Origin of the sequence: Melaminivora sp. (assembly GCF_032059615.1) — a bacterium.
Lineage (GTDB): Bacteria > Pseudomonadota > Gammaproteobacteria > Burkholderiales > Burkholderiaceae_C > Melaminivora.
Genome location: NZ_DAMCAM010000029.1, coordinates 1 through 24364, shown reverse-complemented (window position 1 = coordinate 24364; position 24364 = coordinate 1). Strand labels below are relative to the sequence as shown.

Here is a 24364-nt window from a genome sequence, read left to right as displayed (position 1 = left end):
AATTTTATCGGTCCCGCCCGAGGGGGCTGGATCCGGGCCTGCCCCCGGCCAGGTTGACAGTGCGCCGGCATGGGCTTGGTCACGCCTTGAAAGAGTCTGCTAGATGACCAGGAGCGGCTGGGCCGCTGGCTCACGGTGCTGGCGGCCATCGTGGCCGTGGCGTGGATCGCCGGGGTGTTCTGCAGCCTGGCGCGGCCGGCAGGGCCGCTCAGTGCCCGAAGCCGTGGGCCAGCACGCTCGCCAGCGTCACCGCTGCGATGCCCGCCCCCAGCCACGCCACTTGGCCCAACGCCTGCGCCGCCGGCAGGCGCCGCTGCAGCTGCGGAATCAGGTCGGCCAGGGCCACGTAGATGAAGCTGCTGGAGGCAACGGTGAGGAAGTAGGGCAGCGCGCCCTGCCAGCGGTCCACGATGAAGTAGCCCGCCAGCCCGCCCAGCGCCGAGACCGCGCCGGCCAGCGACACCTTGATCAGCGCCGCATTGCGCGCCGCGCCGCGCTGGCGCAGCACGACCAGGTCGCCCACGTGGTGCGGCACCTCGTGCGCCAGCACCGACAGCGCCGCCACCAGCCCCAGGCGCAGGTCGGCCACGAAGGCCGAGGCGATCAGCACGCCGTCGCCGAAGCAGTGCACGCTGTCGCCGGTCAGCAGGGTCCAGCCGCCCCCGGCGGACTGGCCGTGGTGGTGGTGAGAGTGCCCGCCATGGTCATGGCCGGCGTGGCCGTGCCCGCCGTGCATCCCCGGCAGGCCATGCTCGTGCCCGTGGTGCCACAGCTCGGCTTTTTCCAGCAGAAAGAAAAACACCAGGCCTACCAGCAGCGTGGCGAACAGCGGCTGCGCGTCCACGCCGCCCTCGAACGCCTCGGGCAGCAGGTGCATGAAGGCCGTGGCCAGCAGCGCGCCGGCGGCCAGGCTCAGCAGGTGCTGCGGCCCCACCCGTCCGGCGCCCAGGCCCAGGCGCAACAGCACCTCGGCCAGCCAGACGCTGCCGATGCCCGCAGCCAGCGTGGCCAGGAGGATTGCCGCCAATGTCATCGAACTCTTCTTTTACTCTTCTTTTAATAGCTGCAACTCTTTGCGTGGCGCCGTGTTTCCCGGTTTTTTTCCATTTTTTGGAATCCGGTCCGGCAGCCGGGGCGCCATCGTCTTTGTCGCAGGGGGCGGATTGTGCACAAAAACCCGTGCCTGCGCGGCCATGCCCGTGCCTGGCGCCGACGGTGGGTGGGGCAGCCGTCCTACAGGCCGGGCGCCCGCGCCCCCAATACTTCGCAGACCCCCTGCCGAAGGAAGCCCATGCACCCCAGCACCACCGAGCAGCCGCCCCCGGCCGCGCATGACGCGCCGCGCGCCCCTTCCACGCACACGGTGCGCCTGCGCATCAATGGCACCGAGCACCGCATCGAGACGCAAAGCTGGGTGAGCCTGCTGGACCTGCTGCGCGAGCGCCTGCACCTGACCGGCACCAAGAAGGGCTGCGACCACGGCCAGTGCGGCGCCTGCACCGTGCTGGTCGATGGCCGGCGCATCAACTCCTGCCTGGCTCTGGCGGTGATGCACGACGGCGCAGACATCACCACCGTCGAGGGCTTGGCGGCGCTGGCGGGCGCCACGGGCGACGGCCTGCACCCGCTGCAGCAGGCCTTCATGGCGCACGATGCCTTCCAGTGCGGCTACTGCACGCCCGGGCAGCTGTGCTCGGCCGTGGGCCTCATGAACGAGGGCGGGCTGCGCCACGAGGGCGACATCCGCGAGCGCATGAGCGGCAACCTGTGCCGCTGCGGCGCCTACCCGCAGATCGTGCGCGCCGTGGCCGAGGTGGCGCTGCAGGACGGCCGAGGCGCCGCGCCAGGCCAGCGCAGGGAGGCACCATGAGACCTTTTGACTACATCGCCGCCGCCGAGCCGCAGGCGGCGCTGTCGGCCCTGGCGGGCGAGCCGGGCGCGCGCTTCATCGCCGGAGGCACCAACCTGCTCGACCTGATGAAGGAAGACGTGATGCGGCCGGCCCGGCTGGTGGACATCAGCCGCCTGCCGCTGGCCGCCATCGAGGAGCTGCCCGGCGGCGGCCTGCGCCTGGGCGCGCTGGCGCGCAACGCCGACACGGCCAAACACCCGCTGGTGCGGGAGCGCTATCCGCTGCTGTCGGCGGCCATCCTGGCTGGCGCCTCGCCGCAGCTGCGCAACATGGCAACCAACGGCGGCAACCTGCTGCAGCGCACGCGCTGCTATTACTTCTACGACGTGGGCGTGCCCTGCAACAAGCGCGCGCCGGGCAGCGGCTGCCCGGCCAGCCACGGGCTGGCGCGCCAGCTGGCCATCCTGGGCGCAAGCGAGCACTGCATTGCCACCCACCCCTCGGACATGTGCGTGGCGCTGGCGGCGCTGGAGGCCACCGTGCACGTGCGCTCGCCGCGCGGCGAGCGCGCCATCGCCTTTGCCGAGTTCCACCGCCTGCCGGGCGAGCAGCCCGAGCGCGACACCACGCTGGAGCCGGACGAACTCATCACCCACATCGAGCTGCCGCCGCGCGGCTACGCCCGGCACGCCAGCTACCTGAAGGTGCGCGAGCGCGCCTCCTACGCCTTTGCCCTGGTGTCGGTGGCGGCGGCCTTCGAACTCGACGGACAGGGACAGATGCGCCACGTGCGCCTGGCGCTGGGCGGGGTAGCGCACAAGCCCTGGCGCGACCTGCGCGTGGAGGCGCTGCTGGAGGGCCAGGCCCCCGAGGCGGAGCTTTTCGCTCGGGCGGCCGAGCAGCTGCTGGCGCCGGCCCGGGCCTGGGGCAGTCCCCAGGGGCCCGGGTACAACGGCTTCAAGATCCCGCTGGCGCGCCGCGCCATCGTGCGTGCGCTGCAGATGGCGCAGCACGGCGAATTGACCAACACCGGCGAGCTGGGCGCATCCCGGTTCGACGACGAGGAGCAGGCCCCATGAGCGCAGCCACCGCACAACCCGCCAGCCAGCAGCCCCTGGCCGAACCCGGCACGGGCACGGTGCGCCTGGGCGCCTCCGTGGCGCGCGTGGACGGGCGCTTGAAGGTGACCGGCCAGGCGCTGTATTCGGCCGAGTACGCCGCGCCCGGCCTGGCCCATGGCGTGGCCGTCAACAGCACCATCGCCTGCGGGCGCATCCGGCGCATCGACGCCTCCAGGGCCCTGGCCGTGCCCGGCGTACTGGACGTCATCACCCACGAGAACCGCCCGAAGATGCGCTCCTCGGGCCTGTTCTACAAGGACATGACGGCCCCGGGCGGCTCGCCGTTCAAGCCGCTGCACGACGACCAGGTGCTCTACAGCGGCCAGCCCGTGGCGCTGGTCGTGGCCGAGACGTTCGAGGCCGCGCGCCTGGCCTCGCGCCTGGTGAACATCGACTACGAGGAGGCGCCGCACGAGACCAATTTGATGGCCCACATGGCGCGCGCGCACCGGCCCAGCCGGCTCAAGGCAGGCTACTCGCCTCCGCCAAAGCCGCGCGGCAACGCCGACGCTGCCTTCGCCGCTGCACCCGTCAAGGTGGACGCGCACTTCTACAGCGGGGTGGAGCACCACAACCCCATGGAGATGCACGCCTCCACCGTCCTGTGGGGCGAGGACGGGCACCTGACCATCTACGACAAGAGCCAGGGCGCGCAGAACTGCCGCTGGATGGTCTCGCACGTCTTCGGCCTGCCCAAGGAGCGCGTCACCGTGCGCAATCCCTTCGTGGGCGGCGCCTTCGGCTCGGGCCTGCGCCCGCAATACAACCTGATCCTGGCCACCATGGCCGCGCTCAAGCTCGAGCGCTCGGTGCGCGTGGTGCTCACGCGCCAGCAGATGTTCACCTTCGGGCACCGGCCCGAGACCTGGCAGCGCGTGCGGCTGGCCGCCGACCGGGACGGCCAGCTGCGCGCCGTGGTGCACGAGGCCATCGCCGAGACCTCGCGCTTCGAGGACTACGTGGAGGTGGTGGTCAACTGGTCGGGCCAGCTCTACCGCTGCGACAACGTGCGGCTGGAATACGAACTGGTGCCGCTGGACCAGTACACGCCCATCGACATGCGCGCACCGGGCGCCGCGCACGGCGTGTATGCGCTGGAGATCGCCATGGACGAGCTGGCCGAGGCCCTGGCCATGGACCCGCTGGCCCTGCGCCTGAAAAACTACACCGAGCACGACGCCTCCAAGGGCCTGCCCTACTCGACCAAGCAGCTGCGCGCCTGCTACGAGCAGGCGGCGGCGCGCTTTGGCTGGAGCGGGCGGCCGCTGGCGCCGCGCTCCATGCGCCGTGGGCGTGAGCTGGTCGGCTGGGGCATGGCCACCGGCACCTGGGACGCCATGCAGATGTTCGCCCGCGCCCGCGCCGTGCTGCACGCCGACGGCCGGCTGGTGGTGGGCAGCGCCGCCAGCGACATCGGCACCGGCACCTACACCTCCATGGGCCTGGTCGCCGCCGACGCCATGGGCCTGCCGCTGGAGCAGGTGGTGTTCGAGCTGGGCGACTCCGAACTGCCCGTCGCTCCCATCGAGGGCGGCTCATCGCACATGGCTACCGTGGGCTCGGCCGTGGCCGGGGCCTGCGAGAACCTGCAGCGCATCCTGTGGGCGCTGGCCCAGCGCATCAAGGGCGCGGGCTTCGAGCGCGTGAACTTCAGCGACGTGGAGTTCTCGGGCGGCGCGTTGCGCCTGTCGAGCGACCCGGCGCACGCCCTGCCCTACCCGGAGCTGCTGGCGCGCGCCGGCCGCAGCCAGGTCGAGGCCAGCTATCTGCTGCTGCCCAATGTGCTCAAGCAGAAAAAATACATCCGCGCCACGCACTCGGCCATCTTCTGCGAGGTCTGCGTGGACGAGGAGCTGGGCACGGTGCGCGTCACGCGCGTGGTCAGCGCCATCGACGCCGGGCGCATCATCAGCGCCCGGACGGCACGCAGCCAGATCACGGGCGGGGTGGTCTGGGGCATCAGCCAGGCCCTGCACGAGGAGACGCACACCGACCACGCACTGGGCCGCTTCATGAACCACAACTACGCCGAATACCACGTGGCGGCCAATGCCGATGTGCCCGACATCGACGTCATCTTCGTGCAGGAGGAGGACACGGTGGTCAGCCGCATCGGCGCCAAGGGCGTGGGCGAGATCGGCATCGTGGGCGTGGCGGCGGCCGTGGCCAACGCCATCTGGCACGCCACCGGCCGGCGCCTGCGCAGCACGCCCATGACGCCCGACAAGGTCATGCAGGACGCGCCGGCGCAGTCGTTCCCGGAAAAATAGCGGGTGACTAGCGCTCCAGCCACCACTGGATCACGATCTTGGCCAGGAACCCGGTGAAGCCCACGCCCAGGCCCAGGAACAGCACGAAGGCGCCGAAGCGCCCGGCCTTGGACTCCCAGGCCAGGTGGCCGATGATGAAGAGCATGAAGACGATGAAGGCGCCGATGCCGTAGGTCAGGAAGAACCCGGAAATCTGCGCCTCGGTAAAACCAAAGATCACGATGCCATTCCATTGGAAGCGGGAGCGCCCGGCGTTGCGGGCGCGGGCGGCGTGGCGGGCTCGCGCAGCGGCAGGCCGGCGGCGTCCACCAGGTCGCGATAAGCGTGCCAGCTGGCATGGCCCAGCACCGGCATCACCACCACCAGACCCAGCAGCAGCGGGCCCAGGCCCAGGAGCGTGAGCGCCAGCAGGAGCGCCGCCCACAGCGCCAGGGGCAGCGGGTTGGCCAGCACGGCCTGCCAGCTGGTCAGCACCGCCTGCCACAGCGTGGCGCGCCGGTCCAGCAGCAGCGGAATCGCCACGACGCTGGAGGCGAAGATGGGCGCGGCCAGCAGGCTGCCCAGGCCCAGCCACAGCGCGAACAGGCTGCTGTCGGGCGCCAGCACCACGTGCTGCACGAAATCGGCCGGCTGCTGCACCGGGGCCGGCGCCAGCAGCGTGATGAGCGCCGCCGAGGTCAGCACCCAGCCCGTGCCGGCCAGCGCCAGGAGCAGGCCGAACCGCACCAGGCACCAGTAGTCGGTGCCCATCTTCTCGCCGCGGTGGCTGCTCTGCCAGAACAGCCAGGTGCGCAGCACCGCGCCCGAGTCGGCCGGCTCGCCACGCTCCAGCGCGCGGCTGAGCACATAGAAGCTGGTGGCCAGCACCGGTGCGACCACCAAAAAGCCCGATAGCGCCCCCACCAGCAGCCAGAAGCGGTCGCGCGCCACGGCGGCAATCGCCAGGCCCGCCAGCGCCAGCGCCAGGCCATGGGCCAGGCTCAGCCAGCCGATGCGGCGCAGGTCACGCCAGCCGCGTGCCAGCCAGACCAGCGGTTGCGTGACAGGCACGGTGCGCACCTGGGGCAGGAGAGGGGTGGGACGTGGCATGGTTTCGCGCGGTGATCGGTCAGGCGGACGGGGGACCCGGGATTCCAGGAGTGAAGCGGGCGGCAGGCGCCACCGCGACCAAGTTTAGGCCAGCCCCAGCAACCGGCACAGCGCGTGCAGGTCTGGCACCACTGCACAGGCGGGCTCTGCCGGGGGCACGCCGGCAGGGCCGACACCCTGGGCGACAGGGCCTGTTCCGGGGCGATGGCCATCGTGCGCGGCGCCGGGGCGCTGCCCGGGCGGCGCCAGCGCTGCGGGCCGGCGCAGCCAGACGGCCTGCATGCCCGCGTCCAGCGCGCCCTGGGCGTCCAGCAGCGCGTCGTCGCCCACGTGTAGCACCTGCGCCGCCGGCACGCCGGCTGCACCGGCGCCGAGCTGGAAGATGCGCGCATCGGGCTTGGCGACGCCCGCCTCGCACGCGCTCACGGCAGCGCGGAAGAAGCGCCCCAGGCCCACGCGCCGCACATCGGCGTTGCCGTTGGTCAGCGCCACCAGCGGATAGCGGCGGCCCAGCCGCTCCAGCGCCGGCAGCGCGTCGTCGAACAGTTCCACCTGCTGGCGCGCCGCCAGAAAAACCTCGAACGCCTCGCCTGCCAGGGCCGGGTCCTCACCCGCCAGTACCAGCGTGCGGCGAATGGCCTCGCGGCGCAGCGCGCTCAGGTCGTGCGCCAGGCCCGCATGCTCGGCCTGCACCTCGGCGCGGATGCGGCGCACCACATCGCGCTGCTGCGCCAGCCCATGCGCCGCCGGCGCGTGCACCGCCAGCCAGGCCTGCAGCTGCGCCTCGGCGCGCGCGATGGTCGGCCAGATCGGCCAGAGCGTGTCGTCCAGGTCGAGGGTGATGGCGCGGATGCGGGTGAGGTCGAGGGACGGGGCCGGCCCGGCAGGTGCGCCCATTCAATGCGCCTCCTCCCAGTTCGCCCCCAGCCCCACCTCTGCCAGGAGCGGCACCTTGAGCTCGGCCACGCCGGCCATGATGCGCGGCACCTCGGTGCGCACCCAGTCGGCCTGGGCCTCGGGCAGCTCGAACACCAGTTCGTCGTGCACCTGCATGACCATCAGGATCTCGGGTTTCTCGCGATCGAGCTCCTGCTGCACGGCCACCATGGCCATCTTGATCAGGTCGGCGGCCGTGCCCTGCATGGGGGCGTTGATGGCGGCGCGCTCGGCGCCGCTCCTGCGCGGGCCGTTGGGTGAATTGATCTCGGGCAGATACAGGCGCCGGCCGAAGACGGTCTGCACGTAGCCGCGCTCCTTGGCTTCGAGCCGGGTGTTGTCCATGTAGCGTTTGACGCCGGGGTAGCGCTCGAAATACCGGTCGATGTAGTTCTTCGCCGCCGACGTGCTGATGGCGAGCGACTTGGCCAGGCCGAAGCTGCTCATGCCGTAGATCAGCCCGAAGTTGATGGTCTTGGCATAGCGGCGCTGTTCGCTGGTGACCTGGTCCAGCGCCACGCCGAAGACCTCGGCGGCGGTGGCGCGGTGCACGTCCAGCCCCTCGGTGAAGGCGGACAGGAGCGCCGCGTCGCCGCTGATGTGGGCCATGATGCGCAGCTCGATCTGGCTGTAATCGGCGCTGGCGATCAGCCGGCCCGCGGGCGCGACGAAGGCCTCGCGGATGCGCCGGCCTTCCGCCGTGCGGATGGGGATGTTCTGCAGGTTGGGCTCGTTGCTCGACAGCCGCCCCGTCACCGCCACGGCCTGCGCGTAGTGCGTGTGCACGCGGCCGGTGCGCGGGTCGGCCAGCTGGCCCAGCTTGTCGGTGTAGGTGCCCTTGAGCTTGCACAAGGACCGGTGCTCCAGCAGCGTGGCCGGCAGCGGATAGTCCTCGGCGAGCTTTTCCAGCACCTCCTCGTCGGTCGAGCGCGCGCCGGTGGCGGTCTTCTTGATGACCGGCATGCCCAGCTTGTCGAAGAAGATCTCGCCCAGCTGCTTCGGACTGCCCAGGTTGAAGGGCTGGCCGGCGATCTCGTAGGCCTTGGACTCCAGCGCCACGATGCGCTGGCCCAGGTCGCGGCTTTGCGCGGCCAGCAGGCCGGCGTCGATCAGCACGCCGTTCCTCTCGATGCGAAACAGCGTCTCGCTGCAGGCGATCTCCAGCTCATAGATGGCGCGCAGCTGCTCGTGGGCTTCGAGCTGCGGCCACAGCACGCGGTGCACATCCAGCGTCTGGTCCGAGTCCTCGCAGGCATAGGCCGCGGCCTGCTCGACGGGCACCTGCGAGAACGGGATCTGCTTGGCGCCCTTGCCGCACAGGTCCTCGTAGGACAGCCCGGTGCGCCCGGTGTGTCGCTCGGCAAGGCTGGTCAGGTTGTGCGGTTTGTGCACCTCCAGCACATAGCTTTGCAGCATGGTGTCGTGCACGTAGCCGCGCACGTCGATGCCGTGGTTGGCCAGCACGTGCCGGTCGTACTTGATGTGCTGGCCCAGCTTGTGCGCGTGGGCATCCTCCAGCCAGGGCTTGAGGCGCGCCAGCACGTCATCGAGGGGCAGCTGCTCGGGTGCGTCCGGGCCGTCGTGCGCGAGCGGCACGTAGGCGGCGCTGCCGGGCTCGACGCTGAAGCTCAGGCCCACCAGGCGCGCACGCAGCTCGTCGAGCGAGGTGGTCTCGGTATCGAGCGCGACCAGCGGCGCGGCCCGCAGGCGCGCCAGCCAGGCATCGAGCTGCTCCCAGGTCAGGATCGTCTCGTACCGCACCTCGCGCTGCTGCGCGGCTTCGGCGACCTCGGTGGCGCCTTCGCTGGTCTGCGCCGCAGCCTTGGCCCCGCTGCCGCCGTCCGGCACCGTCTGCAATGCCCGCGCCAGCGTGCGAAAGCCGTATTTTTCATAAAAATCGCGCAAAGCCGGCGTCTGCTCTGGGCCTTGCGCTATGGATTTCATAGCTTCCGGAAACCCCGGCAGCTGCTGCGCCAGGTCGCAGTCGGTCTTGATGGTGACCAGCTCGCGGCCCCGCGGCAGCCAGTCCAGCGCGCCGCGCAGGTTCTCGCCCGCCACGCCCTTGATGGTGTGCGCCTGCGCGATCAGCGCGTCCAGCGAGCCGTGCTCGTTCAGCCATTTGGCGGCCGTCTTGGGGCCCACCTTGGGCACGCCGGGCACGTTGTCCACGGCGTCGCCCACCAGCGTCTGGAAGTCCACCATCAGCGACGGCGGCACGCCGAACTCGGCCGTCACCCCGGCCACATCGCGGCGCTTGCCGCTCATGGTGTCGATGACGGTGATGCGCTCATCGACCAGCTGCGACAGGTCCTTGTCGCCGCTGGCGATGATGACGCGCAGGCCCTGGCGGGCCGCCTGCACCGCCAGCGTGCCGATGACGTCGTCGGCCTCCACCCCCTCGATGCACAGCACCGGCCAGCCCAACAGGCGCACCACCTCGTGGATGGGCACGACCTGCGCGCGCAGGTCCTCGGGCATGGCGGCGCGGTTGGCCTTGTAGTCGGGGTAGAGGGCGTCGCGGAAGGTGGGGCCGCTGGCGTCGAACACGCAGGCGGCATAGGCGGCAGGCACTTCGCTGCGCAGCGCGTTCAGCATGTTGACCATGCCGCGGATGGCGCCGGTGGCGGGGCTGGCCGGGTCGCCCGGCACGGCACGCAGGTCGGGCATGGCGTGGTAGGCACGGTACAGGTAGCTGGAACCGTCCACCAGCAGCAGGGTTTGGGGGGCTTGGCTCATGCCTGGCATTTTGCACAGCGCGCCGCCTCGTGCGGGCAAAGCTGCCGGCACAATGGCCGCTGCAGCGCGCCGCCAATAACAATGCAGGAGAGCAGACCATGAAATTGCGCAAGATCGCCCTGGCCACGGTGGCCGTGCTGGCCGTGGCCGCCGGCGTGGCCTGGCTCAGCCTGGACAAGGAGACGCGCGGGCTGCTGCGCGCCCTGCCCACCAACCGCGACCTGCTGTTCTGGAGCCAGTCGCAGCGCGACGCGGCCTTTCGCGCCATGGACCGCCTGCCAGTGCTGGCGCGCTGGCACGTGATGCACCCCGGCGCCGCCGCGCGCCCGCTGCCCATCGGCGCCCCGCTGCAGTTGCCACTGGACGTGGACGCCTACATGCAAGCCCAGCGCAGCGCGGCGCTGCTAGTGCTGCACGGTGGCCAGCTGCGGCTGGAGCGCTACGGCCTGGACTTTGACGCCGAGGGGCGCTGGACGAGTTTTTCGGTGGCCAAGTCCTTCACCTCGACCCTGGTGGGCGCGGCGCTCAAGGACGGCTTCATCAAGAGCATGGACGACCGGCTGAGCGACTACATCCCCGAAATGCGCGGCTCGGCCTACGACGACGTGAGCGTGCGCCAGCTGCTGACCATGACCTCGGGCGTGGCCTGGAACGAGGACTACGGCGACCCGCAATCGGACGTGGCGCGCTTCAACAACCACCAGCCCGAGGAAGGCGTGGATGCGCTGGTGAGCTACATGCGCCGCCTGCCGCGCGCCGCCCCGGCCGGCGAGCGCTGGAACTACAGCACTGGCGAGACCAACCTGGTGGGCGTGCTGGTCAACCGCGCCACCGGCAAGACGCTTGCGCAGTACCTGGAGGAGAAGGTCTGGCACCCCGCCGGCATGGAGCAGCGCGGCACCTGGATCCTCAGCAAGACGGGCCTGGAGATCAGCGGCTGCTGCATCCAGGCGGCGCCGCGCGACTACGTGCGCTTCGGGCAGTTCATCCTGGAGGGCGCGCAGACCAGCGGCGAGAGCATCCTGCCCGCCGGCTGGCTGCAGGAGGCCACGCGCAAGCAGGCCGACATCGGCCAGGACGGGCGCGGCTACGGCTACCAGTGGTGGACCTATGACGACGGCAGCTTTTCCGCGCGCGGCATCTTCGGCCAGGGCATCTTCATCGACCCGACGCGCCGGCTGGTGATCGTCTCCAACGCCAACTGGGCCGGCGGCGCGCGCGACCCGGTGGCCCTGCAGGCGCGCGAGGACTTCTACCGCGCCGTGCAGCAGGCCGTGGACGCCGAGGCCGGGCGCTGAGCGGCACGGCGGCCGGGCCCGCCCCGGCCGCCTACAATCGCGCCCATGCGCGCCCTTGCCCCCCTCTCCCTTGTCACCGCCCTGCCCCTGCTGCTGGCGCTGACCGCCGCTCCGGCCCTGGCACAGAATGCCGGCCAAAACGCCACTTCCCCCAATGCTGGCGCCGAGGTTCAGCTATCAAATCAGGAGCAAGAACCCCTGGACGGGCGGCGCAACCAGCGCGTGCAGCGCATCGTGGTGGAGGACGGCGGCAGCCGCGTCGACGAGCTGCGCATCGGCGGGCAGACGCAGTCCATCACCGTGCAGCCCAAGGCCGGCCCCGCCCTGCCGGCCTACGAAGTGCGCGCCAACGATGGCGCCCGCGCGCGGCCCGGCAACCTGGACACCTCCGACACCATCACCGCCCCGCGCGTGTGGAACCTCGGCCGCTTCTGAGCTGACCCGGCCCGGCCCGGCCGCCACAGGCTGCGGCACCAGCCCGGCTGCTTTCTTCCCCCGTCACGGCGACCACCCCCTCTTTTTTCTTCCGACCGATGGCCGTCTTCACCGAAGTCTCCACCGAGGAGGCGCGCGAGCTGCTGCGCCGCCTGCACCTGGGCGAGCTGCACGAGCTTGCCGGCATCGAGGGCGGCATCGAGAACACCAACTACTTTCTGACCTGTGACGGCGGGCGCTTCGTGCTCACGCTGTTCGAGCGCCTGACGCACGCGCAGCTGCCCTTCTACCTGCACCTGATGAAGCATCTGGCGGATGCCGGCATCCCCGTGCCCGCGCCCCAGGCCGACCCGGGGGGCGAGCTGCTGCACACGGTGGCCGGCAAGCCCGCGGCGCTGGCCACGCGCCTGACGGGCAAGAGCCAGCTGGCCCCCGGCCCCGTGCACTGCGCCGCCGTGGGCGCCATGCTGGCGCGCATGCACCTGGCCGGGCGTGGCTATGGCCGCAGCCAGCCCAACCTGCGCGGCCTGCCCTGGTGGAACGAGACCGCCCCCACCGTCCTGCCCCACCTGAGCGAGGCCGAGGCCAGCTTGCTGCGCGCCGAACTCGCGCACCAGAACCGCGTGGCCGCCCTGCCCGCCTACGCCGAGCTGCCGCGCGGGCCGGTGCACGCCGACCTGTTTCGCGACAACGCCCTGTTCGAGGGCGAGACGCTCACCGGCATCTTCGACTTCTATTTCGCGGGGGTGGACACCTGGCTGTTCGACCTGGCGGTGTGCCTGAACGACTGGTGCATCGACCTGCCCAACGGCCGCCCCGACGCGGCGCGCGCGGACGCGCTGCTGGCGGCCTACCAGCAGGTGCGCCCGCTCACCGCCGCCGAGCGTGCGCTGCTGCCCGACCTGCTGCGCGCCGGCGCCCTGCGCTTCTGGATCTCGCGCCTGTGGGACTGGCACCTGCCGCGCCAGGCCAGCCTGCTCAAGCCGCACGACCCTACGCACTTCGAGCGCGTGCTGCGCGAGCGCGTGGAGCAATCCGTGCAAAAGTCCAGCGCCGGCGCGCTGGGGTAAATTCACCGCCTGGCCGGGCCGCCCCGGGCGGCGCCCTTTCTGGAGTTTCATGAAACTGCACATCGTCCCCGCACGCACGGGCCTGGAGTGGACACGCCTGGGGCTGCGCGTGTTCTGGCGCCAGCCCATGGCGCTGGCGGCCCTGTTCTTCCTGTGCATGGCGGCCATGTCGCTGGCCACGGCGCTGCCGCTGGTGGGGCCGGCCATCGCGCTGGCGCTGCTGCCCTCTGCCACGCTGGCCATGATGGTGGCGGCGGCCGAGGCCAGCCAGGGCCGCATGCCCACCCCGGCACTGCTGCTGGTGGCGTTTCGCACCGGCCGCGAGCGCCTGAACGCCATGCTGACCCTGGGGGCGCTGTACGCCGGGGGCTTTCTGCTGATCATGGGCCTGACGGCGGCCATCGACGGCGGCCAGTTCGCCAGCATCTACATGGGCGGCCAGCCCATGACGCGCGAGGCGGCCGAGTCGGGCAGCTTCCAGGCGGCCATGTGGGTATCGATGCTGCTGTACCTGCCGCTGTCGCTGCTGTTCTGGCACGCGCCGGCGCTGGTGCACTGGCATGGCGTGCCGCCGGTCAAGGCGCTGTTCTTCAGCCTCGTCGCCTGCCTGCGCAACCTGGGCGCGCTCACCGTCTATGCGCTGGCCTGGCTGGGCGTGTTCGTCATCGCCGGCATGGTGGTCAGCCTGGTCGTCGCACTGCTGTCGGGCCTGGGGCTGGGCATGGGGTTTGCCGGCGGCGTCATGGTCGGCACGGCCATGATGCTGGCCGCGATGTTCTTCACCTCGGTGGTGTTCACCTTCCGCGACAGCTTCGAGGCGCCGCAGGCGCCCCAGGCACCGGCGGCCCAGGACTAGGCCCTCCTCACTCCACCACCGTCAGCTTGGCCACCGCCAGCGCCAGCCACTTGGTGCCGTGGCGCGGAAAGCTGATCTGCGCGCGCGCATCGTCGCCGCCGCCTTCGATGGCCAGCACCCGGCCTTCGCCGAACTTGTTGTGGAAGACGCTCATGCCCACGCGCAGGCCGTGGCCGGGCTCTTCCCGGCGCGGCGGCACGGGCGGGCTGGCGAAGGTTTCCGATTTCGCGCCAAAACCGCCGTAACCCCTGTCCCCGTAACGACCCTGCGCTCCGAATCCAGGAGCAAACGAGCCAAAGCCCGCTTGCCGGGGCGTGAGCCACTTGAGAGCGCCCTCGGGCAGCTCGTCGAAGAAACGGCTCCTGACGTTGTAGCGCGTCTGCCCGTGCAGCAGGCGCGTCTGCGAGTGGCTGATGTACAGGCGCTTTCTCGCGCGCGTGATGGCCACGTACATCAGGCGGCGCTCTTCCTCCAGGCCCTGGTGGTCGCTCATGGCGTTCTCGTGCGGGAACAGGCCCTCCTCCAGCCCGCCGATGAACACGCAGTCGAACTCCAGGCCCTTGCTGGCGTGCACGGTCATGAGCTGCACGGCGTCCTGGCCGGCCTGGGCCTGGTTGTCGCCGGCCTCCAGCGCGGCGTGCGTGAGAAAGGCGGCCAGCGGCGAGAGCGTCTCGCCCGTGTCCTGGTCGGTCATCTGGTCGATCAGCGCGCCCGGTTCGGCCATCGGCAGGCCGGCGTCGACGCCCTGGCTGGCCGGGCTTTGTGTGAGCGGCGGCGCGCCGCGCTGTTCGTCGAGCGGCAGTGCCACCGCGTCGCGGCCAAACCCCTCCTGCGTCACAAAGCTCTCGGCGGCGTTGACGAGTTCGTCCAGGTTCTCCAGCCGGTCCGCACCGTCCTTGTCGCTCCTGTAGTGCTCGATGAGGCCGCTGGCTTCGAGCATCTGGCCGATGATGCCGCGCAGGTTGGCGCCCTGCGTGCTCTCGCGCAGCACATCGATGCGCGCGACGAAGGCGCCCAGGTTGGCGCCGGCGCGGCCCGTCATGGTGCTCACCGCATCGTGCAGCGAGCAGCCGGCCTCGCGCGCCGCGTCCTGCAGCTGCTCCAGCGTGCGCGCGCCGATGCCGCGCGGCGGAAAGTTCACCACGCGCAAAAAGCTCGTGTCGTCGTGCGGGTTCTCCAAAAGGCGCAGATAGGCCAGCGCGTGCTTGATTTCCGCGCGCTCGAAAAAGCGCAGGCCGCCATAGACGCGATACGGCACGCCGGCGTTGAACAGCTGCGACTCGATGACCCGGCTTTGCGCGTTGCTGCGATACAGCACAGCGATCTCGCGGCGCTCCATCTCGCCGCTCTTCGCCAGGCTTCTGATCTCCTCGACCATCCACTGCGCCTCGGCCAGGTCCGAGGGCGCCTCATGGATGCGCACCGGCTCGCCCGGCCCCTGCTGGGTGCGCAGGTTCTTGCCCAGGCGGCCCTGGTTGTGGCTGATCAGGGCATTGGCGCAATCGAGAATGTTGCTGTAGCTGCGGTAGTTCTCCTCCAGCTTGATGGTCTGCTGGACGCCGAACTCGCGCACGAAGTCCTGCATGTTGCCTACGCGCGCGCCGCGGAAGGCATAGATGCTCTGGTCGTCGTCGCCCACGGCGATCACGCTGCCGTGCGTGGCCAGCCGCCCACCCTCCATATCGCCCGCCAGCTGCTTGAGCCAGGCGTACTGCAGCCGGTTGGTGTCCTGGAACTCGTCGACCAGGATGTGCGAGAAGCGCCGCTGGTAGTGCGCGCGCACGGCATCGTTGTCGCGCAAAAGCTCGTACGAACGCAGCATGAGCTCGCCAAAATCCACCACGCCCTCGCGCTGGCATTGCTGCTCGTACAGCTGGTAGATCTCCACTTTCCTTTGCGTATCCGGGTCGCGCACCGGCACGTCCTGCGGACGCAGGCCCTCTTCCTTGCAGCCGGCGATGAACCACACCAGCTGCTTGGGCGGGAAGCGCTCCTCGTCCACCCCATGCTGCTTGCACAGGCGCTTGACGGCCGAGAGCTGGTCCTGCGTGTCCAGGATCTGGAAGGTGCCAGGCAGCCCGGCCAGCTTGTGGTGCGCGCGCAGCAGGCGGTTGCACAGGCCGTGGAAGGTGCCGATCCACATGCCGCGCACGTTAATGGGCAGCATGGCCGACAGGCGCGCCACCATCTCCTTGGCAGCCTTGTTGGTGAAGGTGACGGCCAGGATGCCGCCGGGCGAGGCCTGGCCGGTCTGCAAGAGCCAGGCGATGCGCGTGGTGAGCACACGCGTCTTGCCTGAGCCGGCGCCCGCCAGGATCAGCGCATGGCCGGCGGGCAGCGTGACGGCGGCCAGTTGCTCGGGGTTGAGGTGTTGCAACAGCGGCGGAGCAGGGGCCGCGCCAGCGCCAAAAGGCGCTGCAGCGCCGGCGGTGAGGTCATGAGGGGGCATGGCAGCGATTGTAGAAAGGCCCCGCATATCCGGGTTTGCCCGGGGCCGGTACAATCAAGCACCGGGCCCAAGTTTTCTTGTGCCCGGTTTTTTTTGCCCGCGCCATCCCGCGCACGGGCAGATGACCGGAGCCCAGGCCAAGCGCCCTCGCCCGCTGGCGTCCTTCGCGCCGCGCGACCTTCAACGGAACTTGGTACCTCATGGAAATCTTCGACTACGACAACATTTTGCTGCTGCCGCGCAAGTGCCGCGTGCAAAGCCGCTCCGAATGCGACGCCAGCGTGGAGCTGGGCGGGCGCCGCTTCAAGCTGCCGGTGGTGCCGTCCAACATGAAAACCGTGGTGGACGAAAAAATCTGCACCTGGCTGGCGCAGAACGACTACTTCTACGTCATGCACCGCTTCGACCTGGACAACGTGCAGTTCGTGCGCGACATGCAGGCCAAAGGGTGCTTTGCCTCGATCTCGCTGGGCGTGAAGCAACCTGACTACGAGATGGTGGACCGCTTCGTCGCCGAGGGTCTGTGTCCCGAATACATCACTATCGACATTGCCCATGGCCATGCCGACACCGTGAAAGAGATGATCGGCTATTTGAAGGCCAAGCTGCCGCGCGCCTTCGTGATCGCCGGCAACGTCGGCACGCCCGAGGCCGTGATCGACCTGGAGAACTGGGGCGCGGACGCGACCAAGATCGGCATCGGCCCGGGCAAGGTCTGCATCACCAAGCTGAAAACCGGCTTCGGCACGGGCGGCTGGCAGCTGTCGGCTGTGAAGTGGTGCGCCCGCGTGGCGACCAAACCCATCATTGCCGACGGCGGTATCAGGAGCCACGGCGACATCGCCAAGAGCATCCGCTTCGGCGCCACCATGGTCATGGTCGGCTCGCTGTTCGCCGGCCATGAAGAGTCGCCAGGCGAGACGGTGGAGGAAGGCGGCGAGCGCTTCAAGGAGTACTACGGCTCGGCCTCGGACTTCAACAAGGGCGAGTACCGCCACGTCGAGGGCAAGCGCATCCTGGAGCCCATCAAGGGCAAACTGGCCGACACGCTGATCGAGATGGAGCAGGACGTGCAAAGCTCCATCAGCTACTCGGGCGGCACCAGGCTCATGGACATCCGCAAGGTCAACTACGTGATCCTGGGCGGCGACAACGCGGGCGAGCACCTGCTCATGTAAATTTTTCCCGTCATGCGTTGACGGGGCAGAAATTCATGCATAATCGCGGACTTCGCTGCACAGCAGCGGGTTCCTGAAAAGGAAGGGGCTCTTAGCTCAGTTGGTAGAGCAGCGGACTCTTAATCCGTTGGTCGTAGGTTCGAATCCTACAGGGCCCACCAACCCATCTGAAAAGCCGGAAGCTGCAATGCAGCTTCCGGCTTTTTTCATGCCTTCGGCCGGGCCTGCCGATAATGGCCTCGCCCATGACTTTCACCCTGCCCCGCCGCACCCCCGCCCTGGCCCGCCTGCTGCTGGCGTGCTTTGCGCTGGCGCTGGGCGTGGCGTCGGCCGCGCCGCTGGTGCGCGCACTGCCGCTGGAGCAGCTGTGCAGCGCCGCGGGCGAGGTGCGCTGGGTGGCCGCCGGGGGCAACGAGGCATTGCCGGGCGGGCAGGAACACGGGCTGGAATGCGTCCTGTGCCTGCCGCCCATGCTCGGCGGCCCGGCCCTGCCCATGGCGGCGTTACCCCATGCCGCTCCCGGCTACGCGGCGGTCGCCGTGCCGCGCACCAGCCACGTCCCGGCGCTGAGCCGGGCGCCGTTTCCACCGCGCGCGCCTCCCTGCTGAATCCTTCCCCTTCCGCGCAGCGGCTGCTCCTGAGCCAGGAGCGGCCGGCGTTTTCCATTGCAGTGATCATTTCAGGGAGTTTTTCATGCGGACTTTTTCCGTTCTTCACCATCTCGCCGCCGCCGGCGCCCTGCTGCTGGCCAGCGCCGCGCAGGCGCAGGTCAGCGTCCACGACGCCTGGGTGCGTGCCGCCGTGCCACAGCAACAGGCCACCGGCGCCTTCATGCGCCTGACCTCCGCGCAGGATGCGCGCCTGGTCTCGGTGACCAGCCCGGTCGCCGGTGTGGCCGAGGTCCATGAGATGCGGCTCGAAGGCGATGTGATGCGGATGCGCGCCATCGCGGCGCTGGAGCTGCCCGCCGGACAGGCGGTGGAGCTCAAGCCCGGTGGCTACCACATCATGCTGATGGACCTGCGGCAGCCTGTGGCGGCAGGCGCCAGCGTGCCGCTGACGCTGGTGTTCGAAGGCCCGGGCGGACAGCGGCAGACGCTGCAGGTCCAGGCCCCGGTACGCGCGCTGGGCAGATCTTCAGGCCAGGGCCGCCACGGGGCAAGCCACTGATTTTCAGCTGAAAGATAGCTCAAACCCTTGCCTGTAAAGGAGAGGATGCTATTAAAAACGCGGTGAAAACAGCATCGGCCGGCGCATGCAAACAGGCGCCGGCCGATAATTCCCGACCCGGCGGCGGGGCTGCACCCCTTGCGCCCCGCTTCGCCCCGCGCCCCATCTTCGACACCGAACCACCATGCACCCTGACGCCCCCAATCTCTGGCGCGGCCCCCGCTGGGCACTGGCCGTGCTGCTGGCGCTGCTGGGCATGGTGGGGCCGTTTTCCATCGACACCTACCTGCCGGCCTTCGGCGCCATTGCGCGCTCGCTGCAGGCCACGCCGGTGGAGATGCAGCAGACCCTGTCGGCCTATCTCTTCGGCTTTGCCTTCATGACGCTGTTCCACGGCTCGCTGTCCGACGGCTTCGGACGCCGGCCCGTGGTGCTGTGGGGCCTGGCCATCTTCACGCTGGCCTCGGCCGGCTGCGCGCTGGCGCAAAGCGTCGAGCAGCTCATCGCCTTCCGCGCGTTGCAGGGCCTGTCGGCGGGGGCGGGCATCGTCGTGTCGCGCGCGGTCATCCGCGACATCTACCCGCCCGCGCAGGCCCAGCAGGTCATGAGCCAGGTGACCATTTTCTTCGGCGTGGCGCCAGCCATCGCGCCCATGGTCGGAGGCTGGCTGTCGGCCCACCTGAACTGGCACAGCGTCTTCTGGTTCCTCACCGCCGTGGGTGTCTTCCTGTGGCTGGCCAACTGGCGGCTGCTGCCCGAGACACTGCCGCCGGCGCAGCGCCAGCCGCTGCGCATGGCCCACCTGCTGCAGGGCTATCTCGAGCTGATCACCAGCCCGCGCTTCGTGCTGCTGGCGCTGGCCAGCGGCGTGCCGTTCAACGGCATGTTCCTGTACGTGCTCTCGGCTCCGGCCTTCCTGGGCGAGCACCTGCACCTGGCGCCCACCGAGTTCTACTGGTTCTTCCTGCTGAACATCCTGGGCATCATGGGCGGCGCCTGGGCCAGCGGTCGGCTGGCCGGGCGCGTTGCGCCGAAGCGCCAGATCCGCCACGGCTTCGTCATCATGCTGGCCATGGCACTGCTGAACCTGGCACAGAACCTGCTGTTCACGCCGCCCCCCTTCTGGGCCATGCTGCCGATCGCCGTCTTCTCCTTCGGCTGGGCGCTGATGGTGCCGGTGGTGACGCTGCTGGTGCTGGACCTGGTTCCGCATCGCCGCGGTATGGCGTCCTCGCTGCAGGCCTTCGTCGGCTCCACCGCCAACGGCCTGGTGGCGGGCGTGGTCGCGCCCCTGGTCATGCACTCCACGCAGTGGCTGGCGCTGGCCTCGCTGCTGATGATGTGCGTCGGCCTGGGGTCCTGGGTCTATCTGCACCGCCGCTGGCCGGAGATCGGACGCTCCGTGCAGGGCTGAGTCAGGACGCGCGCCGCTCCAGACCCTGCTCGGCGTAGTACTGGTTCTTGCGGGCGTACATGGCCTGGTCGGCCTGGTGCACGGCCGCCTCCAGCAGTTCGCCCGATGCTGCCACGGCCATGCCGATGGACAGGCTGAGCGCTTGGCCGGGATAGAACTGGTTGTTCAGCTCCTGCAGCGTCAGCAGGCGCTCGATCATGGCCCGGGCGCTGCGCTCGTCCCCGCCAGGCAGCAGGATGCAGAACTCGTCGCCCCCCGTGCGCGCTGCGCAGGCGGGCTCGTCCACGGCCTTGGCCAGCACCTCGCCGGCGCGGCGCAGCATGGCGTCGCCGGCCGCGTGGCCCTCTTCGTCGTTCAGGGCCTTGAGGCCGTTCAGGTCGATGGCCAGCACACCCACCGGCCAGGGCCCCTTGCGCGCCAGGCGGTTGAGCTCCTCGACGAAGAAGGCGCGGTTGCGCAGGCTGGTCAGCACGTCGTGCTTGCCCAGGTATTCGAGATAGGCCTCGGCCTTCTTGCGCGCCGTGATGTCCACCAACGAGAGCAGCACCCGGCTCCAGTCGTTCTCGTGCCCCTGCAGCACGGCGAACTGCATGTGGATGTGCAACGCGTCGCCGCCAAGGTTGTAGTTGACCACCTCGCGCTGCTGAAAGAGCCTGCCTTCCCACAGGTCCAGCAGCTGCTCGGCGAAGGATTCGCGCATCTCGCCGCGAAAGACCTTGTGGGTGAGCGACAGCAGCTCTTCCTTGCTGCCCGCGCCGAAGAGCTGCAGCGTGAGCCGGTTTACGTCCAGCACCCGGATCTCGCGCATGCAGCGCTCGACGAATTCGGGATGGACTTTCAGAAAGGTGCGCAGGTCACTGATGCCCTGCGCACGCACCTCCCCGAGCAGATGGCGGATCTGGCTGAAGTCTTCCACCCACAGCGACACGGGCGAGTGCTCGAACAGGGCGCGCGCCCGGTTCTCGCTCTCGCGCAGGCGCCGCTGCGCCTGCAGCTCGGCGGTGTTGTCCTCCAGGGACACCAGCACGCGGTCCCAGCGCTCCTCATGCCCGGGCAGCACGCGGCCCCGGATGTGCACGTCCAGGCGCCGCCCGTCCAGGGCGTAGTTCACCGTCTGGTTGGTGAATGCGTTGGCGCCGCTCCACAGCTGCTCCACCTCGGGCAGGGCATGCTCGTGCATGTCGCCCTTGAAGACCTGGGCCAGAGCCGCCTGCAGCGCCTGCAGGTCGGGCGCGGAGAAGAGCTCCAGCGTGCGCCGGTTCACCTTTAGCACGCGGATGCTGGCGCCGTACTCGGCCATGCACTGCGGCTGGCTGCGCAGGTGCGCCACCACGTCGTCCACCCCCTCGGCGCGCCAGCGCTCGAACAGGGTGCGCACTGCGCTGTAGTCCTCGAGCCAGAGCGACACGGGCGCCAGGTCGAACATGGACTCATCGATGTTGGGCAGGGGGGAAATGTGGGTCATGGGGCACTCCGGCGGCGCGAATTATCCGCCCCGCCCTGCAAAAAGGGGGAATGAAAAAGGCCAGCTCCTGCGCGAACGCAGGAGCTGGCCTGGCTTTCATGCCGGAGGCAGGGGGGCTTAGCGTCCCGTGCGGGCGCGGCCCTCATGGGGCACGAAGGGGCGCCCCCCTGCCGGCTTGCCGCCAAAGGCGGGGCGGCCGTGCCCGGCATGGTCGCCGCGCCGACCGGCCGGGGCAGCACCGCGCGGGGCGCCGTCACCGAAGCCGTTCTTGCGGCCATAGCCTTCACCATCGCGGCGCGGGACGCCGGCACTGGGCCCGCCGCCGTAACCCTCGCGGGCCGGGCCGCGCGAAGCGCGCTCGTCAAAACCCTGGCGGGGGCCGTTGCGGTCGCCGACGCGATCGTCAGGCCGGCGGCCGTAGCCACCCCGGTCGCCGCCGCCACCGCTGCGCTCGAAGCGCTCGCCACCGCGACCGAAGCGCTCGCCGCGCCCACCACGGCCGCCGCCGAAGTCCGGGCGGCCGCCCTGCGGGAAGCGCTGCGTGGGCTCCAGGCCGGCGATCACCTCGGCCTTGAAGGGCTGGCGGCTATAGCCTTCGATGTCGAAGATCTTGCGGCGGTCGCGGAACTCGGCAAACGTCACGGCCAGGCCGTCGCGCCCGGCGCGGCCGGTACGGCCGATGCGGTGCGTGTAATCCTCGGCCTTCATGGGCAGGCCGAAGTTGAAGACGTGGGTGATGGTGGGCACGTCAATGCCGCGCGCGGCCACGTCGGTCGCCACCAGGATCTGCACCTGGCCATTGCGCAGCGCCATCAGGCGGCGATTGCGCAGGCCCTGGCTCAGGGCTCCATGCAGTGCAACGGCGGAAAAGCCTTCCTGCTGCAGGTCATTGGCCAAGCCGTCGCACTCGATCTGCGTGCTGGCGAAGACGATGGCCTGGTCGATGCTGGTGTCGCGCAGCCAGTGGTCGAGCATCTTCCTCTTGTGCTGGGCGTTGTCGGCCCAGTACAGCATCTGCTTGATGTTGGCGTGCTTTTCCTGCGGGGTGTCGATCTGCACCTTGTGCACGCTGGCGCCGCCATCGTGCATGACGCGCATGGCCAGCTGCTGGATGCGCGGGGCAAACGTGGCCGAAAACATCATGGTCTGCTTGCGCGCCGCCGTGAGCTGGTTGATTTCGGCCAGGTCATCGGCGAAGCCCAGGTCGAGCATGCGGTCGGCCTCGTCCACGACAAGGAACTGCACCTGGTCGAGCTTGATCTGCTGCGAGCGCTGCAGGTCCAGCAGGCGGCCAGGCGTGGCCACCACCAGGTTGGCGTTCTGCAGCTTGGCGATCTGCAGCTGGTAAGGCATGCCACCCACCACATTGGCGATGCGCAGGCCCTTGCAGTGCTTGACCAGCTCGATGGCGTCGTGCGCCACCTGCTGGGCCAGCTCACGCGTCGGGCACAGCACCAGGGCACCGGGCGTGGCGGCCTTAAAGGCGCGCGGGTTCATCGGGCTCTTGCGGCGCGGGCGCTTGGGCGCGGGCTCGCCGCGCGCGGCGGCTTCGGCAGCAGCCTGCTCGTGCGCTGCGCGTTCGGCGGCGTCGGCCTCGGCCTGCTGCTGGAGCAGCGTGTGCAACACTGGTAGCAGGAAGGCCGCGGTCTTGCCGCTGCCGGTCTGGCTGGAGACCATCAGGTCGATGCAGCGGCCGGTTTCATCGCCGGCGCCCATGGCCAGCGGAATGGCCTTGTCCTGCACGGCGGTGGGCTGGGTATAGCCCAGGTCGTGCACGGCACGCACCAGCTCTGGCGCCAGGCCCAGGCGGGTGAAGCCCTCGGGCAGCGTGGTTTCGGGGGTTGCCGTGGCCGGGACGTCCTGGCTGTTCAGCGGCAAAGAGGTATCGGCAGGCGCAGCGTGGCCCTGCTCTTGCAAGCGGTCGGTCATGGTTTTCTCAGGAAACGGGCGCCGCAGGCGCTACCTGCGGGGGGCCTCGTCGATGGTTACAAGACATCAACCATCAAACGAAACCAGGGCCGTAGCGGACGGCCTGGGCGGGCAATTGTTGCTGCACTGCGCTGCGTAAGCGACCGAGTGCAAGGCCCGTGAGTGAAGGGAGATGCGCAAAAAGTGGCACCACCGCTCGGTGATGCCAGCCGCGCATTATCGCATGGTTCGGGTTTTCCCGCAGCCCTTGCAGGCTGCAGGGCTATCGGTCACTCAATAGCTGGCCAGGGGCTTGGCCTTGCCGCCCTCGAACGTCATGACCACCACTGGGGCTTTGACGCGGTTGCCCTTGTCGTCGTAGGCGTACTCGCCCATCACGCCCTTGTAGGTGTTCTGGTGCATGTAAGCGCCCACCTTGGCCGGGTCGGTGGAGCCGGTCTTTTCCATGGCCTGGCCGATGTTCATGACCTGGTCGTAGTAGAACGGGCCATAGACATCAGGCGCCTGGTTGTAGCGCTTCTTGAACTTGTCCTGGAAGGCCTTGGCGCCCGGGTCGGTGTCCATCAGCATGCCGGCGTAGGCGCAGTACACCACGCCATCGACTGCGTCGCCGCCGAGCTTGGGCATCTCGGGGCTGCACAGGGTGTCGCCGCCCAGCAGGCGGACAGGGATGCCCAGCTGCTTGATCTGGCGCGCCATGGGCGCGGCCTGGGGGGCATAGCCGCCGTAGAAGATGGCCTCGGGCTGCTTGGCCTTGATGTTGGTGAGGATGGCCATGAAGTCGGTGGCCTTGTCGGTCGTGAACTCGCGGCCCACCACGGTCATGCCCAGCTTTTGCGCCTCCTTGGCGAACTCGTCCGCCAGGCCTTGGCCGAAGGCGGTGCGGTCGTCGATCACGGCGACCTTCTTGGCCTTCAGGTCCTTGGCGGCATAGGCGGCCATGTTGGCGCCGGCCTGCACGTCGCTGGCGACGATGCGAAACAGGTTCTTGTAGCCGGCCTGGGTGATCTTGGGGTTGGTGCCCACGGTGGAGACCATGATGCCGGCCTTGTCGTACTCGCGCGAGGCGGGAATGGTCACGCCCGAGCAGTACGGC

Annotated in this window: 20 protein-coding genes and 1 tRNA gene; 12 read left to right on the top strand and 9 right to left on the bottom strand. The window is 69.7% G+C overall.

Annotated features, from left to right (window positions below):
* Positions 1-208: 208 nt before the first annotated feature.
* Positions 209-1033 (bottom strand): ZIP family metal transporter, encoded by an 825-nt coding sequence (locus RT051_RS08215; RefSeq protein WP_313074844.1) that lies wholly within the window; start codon positions 1031-1033, stop codon positions 209-211.
* Between the two features lie 258 nt (positions 1034-1291).
* On the opposite strand from RT051_RS08215, the gene RT051_RS08210 reads away from it, so the two are divergent.
* Genes RT051_RS08210 through RT051_RS08200 form a run of 3 tightly spaced genes read left to right on the top strand, consistent with a single transcriptional unit; the run spans position 1292 to position 5243 of the window.
* Positions 1292-1870 carry a 2Fe-2S iron-sulfur cluster-binding protein gene (locus RT051_RS08210; RefSeq protein WP_313074841.1) on the top strand — a complete coding sequence of 193 codons (579 nt, stop codon included), beginning with the start codon at positions 1292-1294 and terminating at the stop codon, positions 1868-1870.
* Positions 1867-2931, top strand: a complete 1065-nt coding sequence (locus tag RT051_RS08205) for a xanthine dehydrogenase family protein subunit M (protein WP_313074838.1) — start codon at positions 1867-1869, stop codon at positions 2929-2931. The genes RT051_RS08210 and RT051_RS08205 overlap by 4 nt, the downstream gene beginning before the upstream one ends.
* Positions 2928-5243 (top strand): xanthine dehydrogenase family protein molybdopterin-binding subunit, encoded by a 2316-nt coding sequence (locus RT051_RS08200; RefSeq protein WP_313074836.1) that lies wholly within the window; start codon positions 2928-2930, stop codon positions 5241-5243. Before RT051_RS08205 ends, RT051_RS08200 begins: the two co-directional genes overlap by 4 nt.
* Before the next feature lie 7 nt (positions 5244-5250).
* Here RT051_RS08200 and RT051_RS08195 read toward each other — a convergent pair whose 3' ends face one another.
* The 4 genes from RT051_RS08195 to polA all read right to left on the bottom strand — a co-directional run bounded on the left by RT051_RS08195 (position 5251) and on the right by polA (position 10004).
* A complete protein-coding gene (locus tag RT051_RS08195; protein ID WP_313074833.1) occupies positions 5251-5463 on the bottom strand; it encodes a DUF2788 domain-containing protein in 213 nt (70 codons plus the stop codon).
* Positions 5460-6332, bottom strand: a complete 873-nt coding sequence (locus RT051_RS08190; protein ID WP_313074831.1) for a DUF2189 domain-containing protein — start codon at positions 6330-6332, stop codon at positions 5460-5462. The genes RT051_RS08195 and RT051_RS08190 overlap by 4 nt, the downstream gene beginning before the upstream one ends.
* 84 nt (positions 6333-6416) lie before the next feature.
* On the bottom strand, positions 6417-7229 hold the full coding sequence (locus RT051_RS08185) for an HAD-IA family hydrolase (protein WP_313074828.1): 813 nt from the start codon (positions 7227-7229) through the stop codon (positions 6417-6419).
* Positions 7230-10004 (bottom strand): DNA polymerase I, encoded by a 2775-nt coding sequence (polA, locus tag RT051_RS08180; protein ID WP_313074825.1) that lies wholly within the window; start codon positions 10002-10004, stop codon positions 7230-7232.
* A 98-nt stretch (positions 10005-10102) separates the two neighbouring features.
* Between polA and RT051_RS08175 the strand changes: the two genes are divergently transcribed.
* The 4 genes from RT051_RS08175 to RT051_RS08160 all read left to right on the top strand — a co-directional run bounded on the left by RT051_RS08175 (position 10103) and on the right by RT051_RS08160 (position 13663).
* Positions 10103-11302, top strand: a complete 1200-nt coding sequence (locus RT051_RS08175) for a serine hydrolase (protein ID WP_313074824.1) — start codon at positions 10103-10105, stop codon at positions 11300-11302.
* Positions 11303-11347: 45 nt separating this feature from the next.
* Entirely contained in the window at positions 11348-11737 is a 390-nt protein-coding gene (locus RT051_RS08170; protein WP_313074822.1) for a hypothetical protein, read from the top strand.
* Positions 11738-11835: 98 nt separating this feature from the next.
* Entirely contained in the window at positions 11836-12807 is a 972-nt protein-coding gene (locus tag RT051_RS08165; protein ID WP_313074819.1) for a homoserine kinase, read from the top strand.
* Positions 12808-12856: 49 nt separating this feature from the next.
* Positions 12857-13663, top strand: a complete 807-nt coding sequence (locus RT051_RS08160; RefSeq protein ID WP_313074816.1) for a BPSS1780 family membrane protein — start codon at positions 12857-12859, stop codon at positions 13661-13663.
* 7 nt (positions 13664-13670) lie between these two features.
* On the opposite strand, the gene RT051_RS08155 is transcribed toward RT051_RS08160, so the two are convergent.
* The gene (locus tag RT051_RS08155; protein ID WP_313074813.1) at positions 13671-16112 is read right to left on the bottom strand and encodes a UvrD-helicase domain-containing protein; all 2442 of its coding nucleotides are present in this window, start codon (positions 16110-16112) and stop codon (positions 13671-13673) included.
* A gap of 200 nt (positions 16113-16312) precedes the next feature.
* On the opposite strand from RT051_RS08155, the gene RT051_RS08150 reads away from it, so the two are divergent.
* The 5 genes from RT051_RS08150 to RT051_RS08130 all read left to right on the top strand — a co-directional run bounded on the left by RT051_RS08150 (position 16313) and on the right by RT051_RS08130 (position 19874).
* The gene (locus tag RT051_RS08150) at positions 16313-17290 is read left to right on the top strand and encodes a GMP reductase (protein ID WP_313074809.1); all 978 of its coding nucleotides are present in this window, start codon (positions 16313-16315) and stop codon (positions 17288-17290) included.
* 85 nt (positions 17291-17375) lie between these two features.
* Positions 17376-17451, top strand: a tRNA-Lys gene (locus tag RT051_RS08145).
* A gap of 84 nt (positions 17452-17535) precedes the next feature.
* A complete protein-coding gene (locus RT051_RS08140) occupies positions 17536-17898 on the top strand; it encodes a DUF2946 family protein (RefSeq protein WP_313074807.1) in 363 nt (120 codons plus the stop codon).
* Between the two features lie 85 nt (positions 17899-17983).
* On the top strand, positions 17984-18460 hold the full coding sequence (locus RT051_RS08135; RefSeq protein WP_313074805.1) for a copper chaperone PCu(A)C: 477 nt from the start codon (positions 17984-17986) through the stop codon (positions 18458-18460).
* Positions 18461-18644: 184 nt separating this feature from the next.
* The gene (locus RT051_RS08130; protein ID WP_409520577.1) at positions 18645-19874 is read left to right on the top strand and encodes a multidrug effflux MFS transporter; all 1230 of its coding nucleotides are present in this window, start codon (positions 18645-18647) and stop codon (positions 19872-19874) included.
* A 1-nt stretch (position 19875) separates the two neighbouring features.
* Here the strand turns inward: RT051_RS08130 and RT051_RS08125 are convergent, their stop codons facing one another.
* The 3 genes from RT051_RS08125 to RT051_RS08115 form a co-directional block, all read right to left on the bottom strand.
* The gene (locus RT051_RS08125) at positions 19876-21339 is read right to left on the bottom strand and encodes a sensor domain-containing diguanylate cyclase (RefSeq protein ID WP_313074802.1); all 1464 of its coding nucleotides are present in this window, start codon (positions 21337-21339) and stop codon (positions 19876-19878) included.
* A gap of 117 nt (positions 21340-21456) precedes the next feature.
* Positions 21457-23268, bottom strand: coding sequence for a DEAD/DEAH box helicase (locus RT051_RS08120; RefSeq protein WP_313074800.1), 1812 nt, complete (start codon positions 23266-23268; stop codon positions 21457-21459).
* 273 nt (positions 23269-23541) lie between these two features.
* On the bottom strand, positions 23542-24364 hold an 823-nt coding region (locus tag RT051_RS08115; RefSeq protein WP_313074797.1), incomplete at its 5' end, for a branched-chain amino acid ABC transporter substrate-binding protein.